This is a genomic window from Glutamicibacter sp. BSL13, assembly GCF_052928425.1.
The window spans coordinates 1-12,461 of sequence record NZ_JAVGCZ010000083.1 but is presented as its reverse complement, the minus strand read 5'-3'; the positions used below and the strand labels follow the sequence as shown (position 1 = coordinate 12,461).

15 protein-coding genes and 1 riboswitch are annotated in these 12,461 nt (G+C 65.7%); of the genes, 7 read left to right on the top strand and 8 right to left on the bottom strand.

The window, feature by feature from the left end:
* Positions 1-229 (bottom strand): hypothetical protein (locus RCJ92_RS12455; RefSeq protein WP_446754724.1); only part of this gene is annotated, 229 nt, incomplete at its 3' end.
* A 209-nt stretch (positions 230-438) separates the two neighbouring features.
* Here RCJ92_RS12455 and RCJ92_RS12450 point away from each other — a divergent pair.
* Positions 439-1,209, top strand: a complete 771-nt coding sequence (locus RCJ92_RS12450) for an SDR family oxidoreductase (RefSeq protein ID WP_446754723.1) — start codon at positions 439-441, stop codon at positions 1,207-1,209.
* A gap of 105 nt (positions 1,210-1,314) precedes the next feature.
* Entirely contained in the window at positions 1,315-1,722 is a 408-nt protein-coding gene (locus RCJ92_RS12445) for a nuclear transport factor 2 family protein (protein ID WP_171021204.1), read from the top strand.
* A 28-nt stretch (positions 1,723-1,750) separates the two neighbouring features.
* On the opposite strand, the gene RCJ92_RS12440 is transcribed toward RCJ92_RS12445, so the two are convergent.
* From RCJ92_RS12440 to RCJ92_RS12425, 4 genes are all read right to left on the bottom strand, one after another.
* Positions 1,751-2,200, bottom strand: coding sequence for an SRPBCC family protein (locus RCJ92_RS12440; protein ID WP_138176516.1), 450 nt, complete (start codon positions 2,198-2,200; stop codon positions 1,751-1,753).
* 84 nt (positions 2,201-2,284) lie between these two features.
* On the bottom strand, positions 2,285-2,530 hold the full coding sequence (locus RCJ92_RS12435) for a hypothetical protein (RefSeq protein ID WP_054821247.1): 246 nt from the start codon (positions 2,528-2,530) through the stop codon (positions 2,285-2,287).
* Between the two features lie 73 nt (positions 2,531-2,603).
* Positions 2,604-3,071 carry a MarR family winged helix-turn-helix transcriptional regulator gene (locus RCJ92_RS12430; protein ID WP_446754722.1) on the bottom strand — a complete coding sequence of 156 codons (468 nt, stop codon included), beginning with the start codon at positions 3,069-3,071 and terminating at the stop codon, positions 2,604-2,606.
* 53 nt (positions 3,072-3,124) lie between these two features.
* Positions 3,125-3,367, bottom strand: a complete 243-nt coding sequence (locus tag RCJ92_RS12425) for a hypothetical protein (protein WP_446754721.1) — start codon at positions 3,365-3,367, stop codon at positions 3,125-3,127.
* A gap of 141 nt (positions 3,368-3,508) precedes the next feature.
* Between RCJ92_RS12425 and RCJ92_RS12420 the strand changes: the two genes are divergently transcribed.
* From RCJ92_RS12420 to RCJ92_RS12410, 3 genes are read left to right on the top strand one after another with little or no spacing between them, the layout of a single operon-like run.
* Entirely contained in the window at positions 3,509-4,540 is a 1,032-nt protein-coding gene (locus RCJ92_RS12420) for a tellurite resistance/C4-dicarboxylate transporter family protein (protein WP_138176512.1), read from the top strand.
* A gap of 9 nt (positions 4,541-4,549) precedes the next feature.
* Complete coding sequence (locus RCJ92_RS12415; protein WP_138176510.1) at positions 4,550-5,554, top strand: pirin family protein; 1,005 nt, start codon at positions 4,550-4,552, stop codon at positions 5,552-5,554.
* A 56-nt stretch (positions 5,555-5,610) separates the two neighbouring features.
* Entirely contained in the window at positions 5,611-5,943 is a 333-nt protein-coding gene (locus RCJ92_RS12410) for a GNAT family N-acetyltransferase (protein WP_054821244.1), read from the top strand.
* 15 nt (positions 5,944-5,958) lie between these two features.
* Here RCJ92_RS12410 and RCJ92_RS12405 read toward each other — a convergent pair whose 3' ends face one another.
* The 3 genes from RCJ92_RS12405 to RCJ92_RS12395 form a co-directional block, all read right to left on the bottom strand.
* Positions 5,959-6,696, bottom strand: a complete 738-nt coding sequence (locus tag RCJ92_RS12405) for a ZIP family metal transporter (RefSeq protein WP_446754720.1) — start codon at positions 6,694-6,696, stop codon at positions 5,959-5,961.
* A gap of 102 nt (positions 6,697-6,798) precedes the next feature.
* On the bottom strand, positions 6,799-8,163 hold the full coding sequence (gene dnaB, locus RCJ92_RS12400) for a replicative DNA helicase (RefSeq protein WP_054821444.1): 1,365 nt from the start codon (positions 8,161-8,163) through the stop codon (positions 6,799-6,801).
* A gap of 639 nt (positions 8,164-8,802) precedes the next feature.
* Complete coding sequence (locus tag RCJ92_RS12395; RefSeq protein WP_446754719.1) at positions 8,803-9,303, bottom strand: flavin reductase family protein; 501 nt, start codon at positions 9,301-9,303, stop codon at positions 8,803-8,805.
* A gap of 108 nt (positions 9,304-9,411) precedes the next feature.
* A riboswitch (SAM riboswitch) is annotated at positions 9,412-9,529 on the bottom strand.
* 296 nt (positions 9,530-9,825) lie between these two features.
* Between RCJ92_RS12395 and RCJ92_RS12390 the strand changes: the two genes are divergently transcribed.
* Both RCJ92_RS12390 and RCJ92_RS12385 read left to right on the top strand, forming a co-directional pair.
* On the top strand, positions 9,826-11,436 hold the full coding sequence (locus RCJ92_RS12390; RefSeq protein ID WP_446754718.1) for an acyl--CoA ligase family protein: 1,611 nt from the start codon (positions 9,826-9,828) through the stop codon (positions 11,434-11,436).
* 75 nt (positions 11,437-11,511) lie between these two features.
* Positions 11,512-12,461, top strand: a 950-nt coding sequence (locus tag RCJ92_RS12385; protein ID WP_446754717.1) for a PQQ-dependent sugar dehydrogenase, incomplete at its 3' end; no start/stop codon positions are given.

Genomic DNA, 12,461 nt, shown 5'->3' with positions numbered 1-12,461 from the left:
ACGACCGGATAATGAACTGGGCCCGCTCGGTGCCCTGCGACTCGACCAGCTGGTCAAAGGAATCCAACCATTCCTGGGTCTCTTCCGGATCCCGGTCGGATAACTGATACGTCAGACCACTACGGATACCGGTGATCTGCTCGTCCGTGGCCCGGGCGCCCTCGGCGGCAGCCGGAGTGCCGGAGTGGCGGTTTGCACCCGTGGTCGGCGCGTCTTCAATGATGGTCATGGATACAGTCCTTCATGGGTCGAAGCGTGGTGGCTTAGGGTAAAACAACACGCTTAAACTTCCGCTTTATGGAAACTCTCTATCGCATACTAAGATTAAGTGAGAGCCCTCACAAGTCTTGGGATGAAACATGCGTCATTCATTCCGCCGGGGCCTACGGTTAAAGCCGAAGCCAACACACGTATTGCCAACACCCCAGGGAGCCACAGGTGACAACGAATCCGGTATCCGTTTCGGAAGAATCCCGCCGCACCATCATCATCACCGGAGCGGGCTCCGGCATCGGCCGGGCCAGCGCCCGCGTGCTGTTGAGCCAGGGGTGGAACGTGGTGCTGGCCGGACGCACCGAGGAAAAGCTGCGCCAGGCGGCCGACGGAAATCCCCGCACCCTCGCCGTGGCCGCCGATGTTGCCCAGAGCGCGGACGTCGCAGAACTTTTCGAGAAGGCCAGTGCACGCTTTGGCCGCATCCACGCCCTGTTCAACAATGCCGGGACCTTCGGGCCCGCCGTCCACGTCGGGGATTTGAGCGAAGAGGACTGGGACGAAGTCTGCGCGGTCAACCTGACCGGTGCCATCAACTGCGCCCGGCAGGCCTTTAACCACATGAAGGACCACGGTGGCGGACGCATCATCAACAACGGGTCCATCGCCGCCCAGGTTCCCCGCCCCCAGTCGGTGGCCTACGCGGTCACCAAGCACGCAATCACGGGGTTGACGCGGTCCATGGAATTGGATGGGCGCCCCTGGGGCATCACGGCCTCACAGATCGACATCGGCAACGCGGCCAGCGAGATCATGGATCAGCTGGGCACCTCCACCGGCGCCCTGCAGGCGGACGGCACGCGCAAGGTTGAGCCCACCTTCGCGCTGGAGGAAGCGGCCCGCGCCGTCGCATTTATCGCCAATGCGCCGGCGAGCGCGGCCGTTAACCAGCTGACCATTACCGCAGCGGGAATGCCCTACATCGGGCGGGGTTAAGCACACCCGTCACAGGCCACTGCCGGGCGGGCGGGGAGCGGGCGTAGAGTGGGAACCTGGCTGCGGCCAGAAGCACTGACGCACAGCACGGCAAGGAGCACTTTTTTGACGTCCGACAACGCGGCTGCCACGCCCCTGGAAATCATTGAACCGGAGAACTGCGGCAATGCCCCGCGCGCCCAGGTCATTCGCGACCTGGTGGTCGCCGTGCAAAGCAAGGATGCCGAACACCTGGCGCAGTGGCTGGCCGATGACGTGCAGTGGGAAATTGTGGGCTTCCAGCGCCTGTCCGGTTTGACCGAGGTGCTCAAGTGGGTGACCAACGCCCGGGACAACACGCAGCTGCGGATCAACAGCATCCTTACCCATGGCCGGGAGGGGAGCGTGGACGGGCGGGTGACCAATGTACAGAACATTTCCGTCGCCTTTTGCTACATGATCCGTTTCACCAGCACCGCGAAAACGGCAAAGATCGCACAGGTGCGCAGCTACCTGGTCTCCCGGCCCATCTAGGCCGGCAGCTGCCGGAGGGACCCTTGGCTTAGAAGAACTGGCCCAGCAGGCCGGTCAGCTTGTCGAACGCCGATTCCCAGGCGGCGGTACTGCTGGCCAGCACCTCACGGGGCAGCGGGCCCTGGGTGAGGGTAACGATGGTTTGCCCGGCGAATTCTTTCAAGTCGATCCGGGTGTGAATTACCAGATCCAGCGTCATTTCATGCGGTCCGTCGGCGCTGACCAGGCAGGTGTACTCATCGAATTCGGTGATCGTGGCCTTCAACGGCACTTCCTGGGTGGGGTCCTGGTGCTGGTACATGACCAGTTCGTGGCGTCCGCCGACCTTGGGTTCCAGGACCACGGAGGATTCCTTGATCCCCCATCCGGCCGGACCCCACCATTGGGCGATAATTTCCGGTTCGCAGAACGCGGCCCACACGGCGGTGCGCGGCGCGGCAAAATGGCGGGTCAGTACCAGTTCGGTCATCTCATCCATGCCTTGAAGATTACCGCGTACTTCACCGCCACAGCGAGGTATCCGGTGTGCCGTTGGCCTCAGCGTCCGGAAGGACCCGGGGACTTAGCGCGGCTGCATGCGCGCCGCGGTCTGCACCGTCTGCGCATCCGCCTGGGTTCCGCGTGCTTCGTGGGCCCGCAGCACCTTGACCGCACGCTCCCATTTCACCCGTTCCCGCGGACTGGAGTGCACCGAGCGTTCCGCGGGGCCGAAAATCGTCAGGCCAGCGTACTTCAGGCGCCACAGGAAGCGGTATCCCAGGCTTAGTCCGGTGGTATCGGTGATGACGGGCAGTGATGACTCGTCCATGATTTCCCCTTTAGCTCTGCGCCCGATGCGGGCCTTACATCTATTGTATGCAAATAATTGGGGCACCAACTAATTAGTCGGCGTTATCATCAGCACTTTGTGCCGCGCTGATCAGCCGGGTCATCAGCCGGTGGATGTCATGCACATCCTGCTCATCCATCTGCAGCCGGCGCATCATCTGCACCGGAACCTGCAGGGCCTGTTCACCCAGCTGCGCCCCCTTTTCGGTCACCTCGATCAGGATGGCCCGCTCGTCCTCCGGATTGCGCCGCCGGGTGACCAGCCCGTGGGCCTCCATGCGCTTGATCAGCGGGCTGAGGGTCCCGGGGTCCAGATGCAGCTGGGCGCTCAGCTCCCGCGCCCCGATCGGGCCCTGTTCCCACAGGGCCAGCATCACCAGGTATTGCGGATGGGTGAGCCCCAGGGGCTCCAGCACCGGACGGTAGGAGGAGATGACCGATCGGGAGGCCACTGCCACCGCGAAACACACCTGGTGCTCCAGCTTCAGCAGATCGTCCTGGTTCAACTCCGTCTGTCCCACGTTCGGGCCTACTTCCTTTTTGATGATGCCGCGTGCCGAACCCGGCACCGGGGCTATTGCTCGAGCCGCGCCACCGTTTCAATGGTTTCCCCATCGGGCAGCGTGCCCCGGGCATAGTGCGCATCACGCACCTTGCGGGCCCGTTCCCATTTCATCCGCTCGCGGGGACTGGATCCGACCGAACGCTCGGCCGGGCCGAACACGTACAGTGCGCAGTAGCGCATCCACCACCTGAGCCGGTATCCCAGGCTCAGCCCGGTGGTGTCGTGGACAATCGGCAGAGGTCTGTCATCCATGTGGGGCCATCCAGGGTCCTGTGCGGGCCGGGGCGGCCCTATATCCAGTGTAGGCTCACCGCGCGGTTGTGTGGGTGCAGTAACTTGGAAGATGCACCACTCGCCCGCGGGCCGCCCCGCCACTTCACCTCAAGGAGATCCGTGAACGTCACGCCCAGCACCATCCCCGGCGCCGTCACTCACTGGATCGCCCACCAGTCCCCGGCCACCTTCTCCTCGGTGATGGCCACCGGGATCATTGGCTACGGGCTGGGTTTGGCCGGGCACCGCACCGTGGGCCAGCTGTTCTCCTGGACCGCGGTGGGCCTGCTGCTGATCCTGCTGGCCGCCCTGGTGGTGCGGCTGATCACCCACGGGCGGGCGATGCTCGCGGATCTGCTCAACCCCTCGGCCGCGTTCGGGTTCTTCACCATCGTGGCCGCCTGCACCGTGGTCTCCCTGGACCTTGGCGCCCTGGGCCTGACCCGCATCTCGCTGGGGATCGCCACCGCCGGCGGGATCCTGTGGGTGGGGCTGTGCTATGTGATCCCTGCACTGCTGGTGCTCATTGAGCGTCCCGAACCGGGCATCGCGCACGCCAACGGCTCCTGGTTCCTGTGGGTGGTGGCCACCCAGGCGGTGGCCGGCACCTTCGCCTTCCACCCCTACATCTTCCGGCTGGGCAATATTGCGGCGCTGGCGATCTGGCTGCTGGGTTGCATGCTGTACCTGATGATCGCCACCCTGGTGACCATCCGGATGCTGCGCTACCCCAACCATCCCGAGACGCTCTCCCCCACCTACTGGATCTTCATGGGCGCCACCGCGATCACGGTGATGACCGGCTCCCAGCTGCTGTCCCTGGCCAATGCGGGGGTGCTGGAGCCGTGGCTGCACCCGATGATCGCGTTCACCTGCTTTGCGCTGCTCTCGGTGGGGGTCTGGTTCATCCCACTGCTGGTGCTCTTCGGATACTGGCGCCACGTGGTGCGCCGCCACCCGCTGCGCTATGAGACCAGCCTGTGGGCGATCGTCTTCCCGCTGGGCATGCTGGCCAGCTGCTGCCAGTTCCTGGGACGCGAAACCGATTTCCCGGCGCTGCAGCACTTTGGCCAGGGGTTCATCTGGGTGGCGGTGGCCGCCTGGGTGGGCACCACCGCGTTATGGCTAGGCATGCTGGCCCGGAGATCCTAAGCTGGGTGCATGAGCAACCTTGAGCAGGCCCCGGCGGAGATCGGCTGCACGAATGCCGAGCCGACCGAACAGGTCCAGATCCTGGAACCGCGCCCGGTGCCGCTGGGCGGGCCGCGCGCCATGACGGTATACCGCACACTGCCGCAGAAGCAGCGCAGCCTGATTGGGGCCTGGTGCTTCCTGGACCACTACGGTCCGGACGATGTCTCCAAGAGCCTGGGGATGGCCGTTCCGCGTCACCCGCATACCGGCCTGCAAACGGTGTCCTGGCTGTTCACCGGTGCGATCGACCACATGGACTCGGCCGGTTTCAAGGCCACGGTGCGTCCCGGGGAGCTGAACCTGATGACTGCCGGGTATGGGATCACCCATTCGGAATTCTCCACAAAGGACACCACCGTCCTGCATGGCGCCCAGCTGTGGGTGGCGTTGCCGGAGCATGCCCGCAACATGGAGCCGACCTTCGAAAGCTACCGCCCTGAACCGCTGACCGGCCCGGGCTGGAGCCTGTCGGTGTTCCTGGGCACGCTGCGCGCCGAGGGGCAGGAATCCACCTCCCCGGTGAGCGTGTACACGCCGCTGACCGGCGCGGAGCTGACCCTTCAGGCGGGGGCGTCACTGTGCATTGAGGTGCCCGAGGGGCACGAGCACGGGGTCATGGTGGACACCGGCGCCCCCACCGTGAACGGCCAGGAGCTGGGCCACCGCGACCTGGGCTATCTGGGCCGGGGCACCGGCGAACTGCGCATCCAGGCCGGGCAGGACCCGGTGCGGGTCATCATCATCGGCGGGGAGCCGCTGAACGAGCAGATCCTGATGTGGTGGAACTTCGTGGGCCGCACCCATGAGGAGGTGGTCGCCTTCCGTCAGCAGTACCAGGCGGAGATCGGCGCCGAGCCCGGGGATGCCTCCGAGGACCGCTTCGGTCCCTTCCCCAAGGACACTCCGGCCGCGCTGCCGGCCCCCACCCTGCCCACCGTGCGGCTGCGTCCGCGCGAAAACCCGCCGGTGTAGCGCCACCGGACAACCGATTTTCCGTTATCCGACAACCCAGCGACACAAGGAGCACCATGAGCCAGATCGTCCCGCAGGCACTGCCCGAACGCGACCGCTACGTCCTTGACGATGCGGGCAAGCACATCGGCGCCGCCCACTACCGCGACTACCAGGGTGAGAACGGGGTGGAGCGGATCTTCTTCCACACCGTGGTCGATGAAGAGTACAGCGGCCAGGGCCTGGCCTCGAAGCTGGCGGCCTTCGCCCTGGATGACACGGTCTCGGCCGGGATGAAGATCGTCCCGGTCTGCCCGTACATCAAGAAGTATGTGGGCAAGCACCAGGAGTTCGAGCCGGATGTGGTCCCGCCGCGCCCGCACCACCTGCAGATCCTGCCCAAGGCCTAACCGGGACGGCGGAGCCTACCCGCCGACCGCGTGCAGCGTGAAGGCGCTGAGGAACCCGAGGGTCACCAGCAGCCCGGTGTAGTCGTGGTCCACCGCGTACGCCTCGGGGATCATAGTGTCCGCGATCATGGTCAGGATGCCGCCGGCCGCGACCGCGGTGGCGAACGCCAGCACCTCGGCGGGCATCTGCGCCAGCGCGATGGCCCCGATGAAGGCGGCCAGTCCGCTGGCCACCGCGATTCCGCCCCACAGCGCCAGCACGGCGCGGCCCGGGCGGCGGGCCTGCTTCATGTCCGCGGTGCTGGCCAGTCCCTCGGGGATGTTGGAGATGAAGATGGCCGCGAGCATGGTGGGGTTGATTCCCGCTCCGGCCACGACTCCCAGGCCCAGGGCCACCGATTCGGGAATCCCGTCAATCAGCGCCCCGACGGCGATTGCGGTGCCGGAAGAGTCCTGGGTGCGCGGGGTGCTGGCGTGGCGTCGCGCCGTCAGCCAGGCCAGCAGCCGATTGGCGCCGAAGTAGAGCCCCGCGCCGGCGAGCACCCCGGCGACGCTGGCCGCCAGGCCGCCCTGCTGGTAGGCCTCCAGCACCAGCTCGAAGCTCAGCGCACTGATCAGCACCCCTGAGCCGAAGGCCATGATCGCGCAAACCCAGATCCGCGGAATGCGCAGCCACCAGGCCGCCCCGGCCCCCAACAGCAGGGCCGAACCGGCCACGGTGCCCCACAGCAGGGCTTGAAGGCTCTGGATCATGGCACCCACTATAGCGGTGGGCTGCCGACCCTTTGGCTGGAGTCGGATGCGCCTTCGGGATTTGTCCTGCCGTGGCTCGGGTCATCGAGCCAGGGGTTGCCCCTACCCTTCGCTTTGCATGTTGCTGAACCGGGAGTAGTGGCCCTGGAAGGCGACGGTAATGGTTTTGGTGGGACCGTTGCGGTGCTTGGCCACAATCACGTCGGCCTCTCCGGGACGATTTTCCTTGTCGTACACGTCCTCGCGGTGCAGCAGGATCACCATGTCCGCATCCTGCTCAATCGAGCCGGATTCACGCAGGTCCGAGACCATCGGCTTCTTGTCCGTACGCTGTTCCGAACCACGGTTCAGCTGCGAGAGCGCGATGAGCGGGACATCGAGCTCCTTGGCCAGCAGCTTCAGGTTACGGGAGAACTCCGAGACTTCCTGCTGGCGTGATTCAACGCGCTTGCCCGAGCTCATCAGCTGCAGGTAGTCCAGCACGATCATCTTCAGCTCGTTGCGCTGCTTCAGGCGGCGGCACTTGGCGCGGATCTCCATCATCGACATGTTCGGGGAGTCGTCAATGAACAGCGGAGCCTCATTCAACCGTCCCATGGTGGTGGCGATCTTGGTCCACTGGGCATCCTCCACCGACCCCTTGCGCAGGTCCTGCAACTGGATCGAGGCCTCCGCGGAGAGCAGACGCATCGCGATTTCATTGCGCCCCATTTCCAGGGAGAAGAACACGGTGGCCATGTTGTTCTTGATTGCCGCCGAACGCGCGAAGTCCAGGGCGAAGGTCGACTTGCCCACGGCCGGGCGCGCGGCGATGATGATCATCTGCCCGCCCTGCAGGCCCTGGGTCAACTCATCAAACTCGTAAAAGCCGGTGGGGACACCGGTGATGCCGTCACCGGCGTTGGCCGCATTTTCGATCTCATCGACGGTGCCCTCGATGATCTCGCTGAGCCGGACATAGTCTTCGCTCGAGCGATTCTCCGCAACCTTGTAGACCTCGGCCTGCGCCTCGTTGACGATGGCGTCCACGTCCCCGTCCGGGGAGTAGCCCATCTGCACGATCCGGGTCCCGGCGTCGACCAGGCGGCGCAGCACGGCGCGTTCGCGCACGATCTCGGCGTAGTAACCGGCGTTCGCGGCGGTGGGCACGGACTGGATGAGGTTGTGCAGGTATGCGGCACCGCCCACCCGGACGATTTCGCCCCGCTTGGTCAGCAGGTCCGAAACGGTGACGGCGTCAGCCGGTTCGCCCCGTCCGTAGAGATCAATGATGGCCTCATAGATCGATTCATGGGCCGGACGGTAGAAGTCGTTGCCGCGGACCACCTCAATGACATCGGCGATCGCGTCCTTGGAGAGCATCATGCCGCCCAGAACCGACATTTCCGCGGCGATGTCCTGCGGTGGCGTACGCCCCGCCTCGGAGTCGCGGTTCTCGTAGGCCTGCTCAGCGCTGGCAATAGACATTCAAATCCCCTTCTACCCACCGGGAACTCGGCGACCGGTTCACCGTCCACCTCGTATCGTTCCATCGGGCCCCGACAGTTTGGGGGCGCTGGGGAAACTTGTGGATATTTCAGTTCCAGAGCCAACAGTAGGCCTCTTATGTAAGGGCGTAAACTCGCTTATCCACAGGATCTGTGGACAAGCGGCAGCTATCTGTGGAAGGGGTTGTGCAGGAACTGGGGAGAACGCTGTGGATTTCCCCACTTAACCGCAACTAATACCTGATTGACTTGGTGTTTCAGGTTTTCACACGTGTGGATAAAAATTAAGTTTTCCTCCGCGGCATTGTGGGTTTTGGATCTTTTCCACAGCCGGAAAGCCCACAATTCGGGGGCGTGGAGGCGTCAACCACGGTTATCCACCCGAAATCCACAACACTGTGGAAAGCTTTGTGGATTACTTCAGATCTAAAAACCCGCTACTCATCGCAGGACCACCCATCACGGTCCCTCGGATGCGGGGCTTCGTCCACAGATCCCCGGATTGCCTCATCTCGGGACTGTGCACTGCGCCTGACACGCAACCCGGTTTGAAGCGGTTAACGCAATGAATCCCACCGCGGCGTACGACGCAGTGGGATTCATCGATGCCGCCCTGCCCTTAGACCAGGGCCGGCACCTTGAGGGTGTGGAAGGCGGAATCATGGAAGATCGACGGGGTGTGTGCCGAGGCCTGGTGGCCGTGCACCTGCAGCAGGACGACCCAGTGGTCCCCGGCTTCAACCTCGTTGTAGATGGAGGTATCGAGCCAGAGGGTGGATTCCTCGATGAACAACGCCTGCTGCTCGGTGATGCGGGTGTGCAGCCCGGCGAAGCGGTCACCCTTCTTCGAGGCGATCTGGGCGCAGACCCCCTCGTTGCGGCTGCTGAGCACCGAGACCCCGATACGCTGTGCCCGCCGCAGCTTCGGCCAGGTGTTGGAGGTCTTCTGCACGGCGAACATCACCAGCGCCGGATCCAGGGAGACCCCAACGGTAAACGAGGAGGCAACAATTCCGGTCTTGACGCCATCGATTTCGGCGCACAACGCCGCGACGCCCGAGGGGTGCTGGGCGAAGACCTTGCGCAGGGTCAACGGGTCGAGATCCTGATTCAATGACATGATTCGTATCCTTAGCATCAGGCCCACCGTGGTCGGCGACGGTCGAATGCCCATAGCGCCGCAGGGCCAAGCTGCTGCACTGTGGATTCGAAGGTTTTACGCCTCGGTGTGCGGTACTTGTTCCACGCGGTGGCGCGCGGAACCGAATCCTCACCTGGAGCACCCCACTACCGTTTAGAGGGTTGCCGGCCAGCTAGCCAGGGCTTGTCAGCTGACGCTCTTGATTCTGTCTACGACACTATGGCCCGCTGCGGCGTAACGTCAAACATTTCCTGTCTTATACCGCAATCTTCGACATATTGTTTCGCCCGCCCCCTCCTTCCGCTACGCTCGCCGCCGATAATTTCGCCCGACGCAGCTCACCAACGGACACCGCCTCCTACGCTGGTCGCCCCGCGGGCGCCGTTGGGCGCAATGGCACGCAGTTTCTTTGTCTGGGGTTCAGTTTCATGCCACGATGTCTTGCGAGGTGCCCTGCGTCACAGCGCGGGGCCGGATAGTTACCGACCCCGAGGAGCCCCCATGGCATCGTTGCTGGCCAACCACTCAGAATTGACTCCCCTGCGCTTCCTGGAACGCTCCGTGGAGGTCTACCCGGAGAAAACCGCGGTGATTCACGGTTCGCGCAGCTACACCTGGGCCCAGTTCGAGGAGCGCGTCCAGCGGCTGGCCCAGGTGCTGGCCCAACGCATTTCCCCGGGCGACCGGGTCGCGGTGCTGGCCCCGAACACCCCGGAAATGCTGGCCGCCCACTACGCGGTCCCGCTGGCCGGCGGCATCCTCGTTGCCCTGAACACCCGCCTGGCCGCCCACGAGCTGCAGTACATCTTGTCGCACGCCGAGGCCCGGCTGCTGTTGGCGGACACCGAGCTGCTGGGCAACACCGCACGGCTGCGCCAGGAGGTGGCGAGCCTGGAGGCGCTGATCGAGGTCACCGACGACCAGTACACCGGCCCGCGCCCCCAGGTGCCGGTCGACGCGGTGCTGGAGGACCTGCTGCGCCACGCCCCCGCCGGCCGCCTGCCCTATACGGTGGGCGACGAGCGGGCCCCGATCTGCCTGAACTACACCTCCGGGACCACCGGCAAGCCCAAGGGGGTGCTCTACTCACACCGCGGCACCTACCTGAACGCGCTGGGTGAGGCGTTCCACCAGCAAATGGACGCGCACACCCGCTACCTGTGGACGCTGCCGATGTTCCACTGCAACGGCTGGTGCACGCCCTGGGCGATAACCGCCGCCGGCGGCACCCATCTGTGCCTGCGGGCGGTGCGCGAGGACGCCGTCTGGGATGCCATCGACCAGCTGGGCACCACCCACCTGTGCGGGGCACCAACCGTGTGCTCGATCATCGCCGACGCGCCCCGGGCCCACCGTGTGGGCCAGCCGCTGCGCATCACCACCGCCGGCGCTCCCCCGTCACCGGCCATCATTGGCAAGCTGCACCGGCTGGGCATCGAGGTGGTGCACGTCTACGGGTTGACCGAGGTCTACGGCCCGTACACGATCTGCGAGTACCAGCAGCACTGGGATGAGCTGAACGCCGAGCAGCGGGCCGCCAAGCTCTCCCGGCAGGGGGTGGGCATGGTGACCGCGGAGTCCGCCCGCGTAGTGGACCTGGACATGAACGACGTGCCGGCCGACGGACAGAGCATGGGCGAAATCGTGCTGCGCGGCAACAACGTGATGATCGGCTACTACAAGGACGAGCCGGCCACCGAACAGGCCTTCGCCGGGGGCTGGTTCCACACCGGGGACCTGGGCGTGATGCACCCGGACGGCTACATCCAGCTGCGCGACCGGGCCAAGGACATCATCATCTCCGGCGGGGAGAACATTTCCACCGTGGAGGTCGAGCAGGTGCTGGCCAGCCACCCGCAGGTGCTGGATGTGGCGGTGGTGGGCATCGCGGATGAGAAGTGGGGCGAACGCCCCATCGCCTACGTCATCCGGGCCAGCGGCTCACAGGTGGATGAGGCGGCCCTGATCGCCCACGCCCGCGAACAGCTGGCCGGGTTCAAGGTGCCGCGCACCATCGTTTTCCCGCAGGATTTGCCGCGCACCTCCACGGGCAAGGTGCAAAAGAACGTGCTGCGCACCCTGCCGCTGCCCTCCGCGGCCGCCACGCGATAAACCCGGCGCGCGGTGGGCTGACATGCCGGCGCTGGGCTTGCTACGCTGTTGCTCCCCGGGGTTGAGGAGGGCAGCATGCGAGGCCGACACTGCTGGTACCCGCTGGCCGCCCTTTGCCTGCTGCTGGTCGCCTGCAGCGGCCCGGCGCCAATCCCGCCGGCCGCCCCGCAGAGCGGCGCCAGCCCCACCGCCAGCGGGCCCACCGGGCCCTCCTCCACGCAGCGCGCGGAGGTCACGGTCGTCACCCGGAACCTGCAGGCCCCGTGGTCGATCTGCCGGGCCATGGACACGACGCTGGTCAGTGAACGGGACACCGCCCGGATCCTGGAGGTCGACACCGCCGGGCGCCAGCGCACGGTGGGCACCGTGCCGGGGGTGCGCTTGGGTGGTGAGGGCGGGCTGCTGGGGCTCGCGTTCGCCGAACCGGACCAGCTCTACGCCTATTCGACCGGGGCCACCGGCAACCGGATCCAGCGTTTTACGCTGCACGGGCAGCCCGGCTCGCTGCGCCTGGGGCAGCAGCGGACGGTCATCGATGAGCTGCCCGCCGCCGGGATCCACAATGGCGGGCGGATCGCCTTCGGCCCGGATGGCAAGCTCTACGCCGGGGTCGGGGACGCCGCGCAGCCGGACACCGCCCAGGACCCCCAGAGCCTGGGCGGCAAGATCCTGCGCCTGGAACCCGATGGCGGCATCCCGGCGGACAACCCGTTCCCCGGTTCGGCCGTCTACAGCCTGGGCCACCGCAACGTGCAGGGCCTGGCCTGGGACGGGCGGGGCCGGATGTACGCCAGCGAGTTCGGGCAGAACACCTTCGATGAGCTGAACGAGATCCGTGCCGGGGGCAACTACGGCTGGCCGCAGGTGGAGGGCCAGGCCGAACGGCGCGACCGGCGGTTCACCGACCCGATCGCGCAGTGGCCCACCGGGCAGGCCAGCCCCAGCGGGATCGCGATCGCCGACGGGTGGGTGTACCTGGCCAACCTGCGCGGGCAGCGGCTGCGCCGCGTGGAGCTGGCCAACCC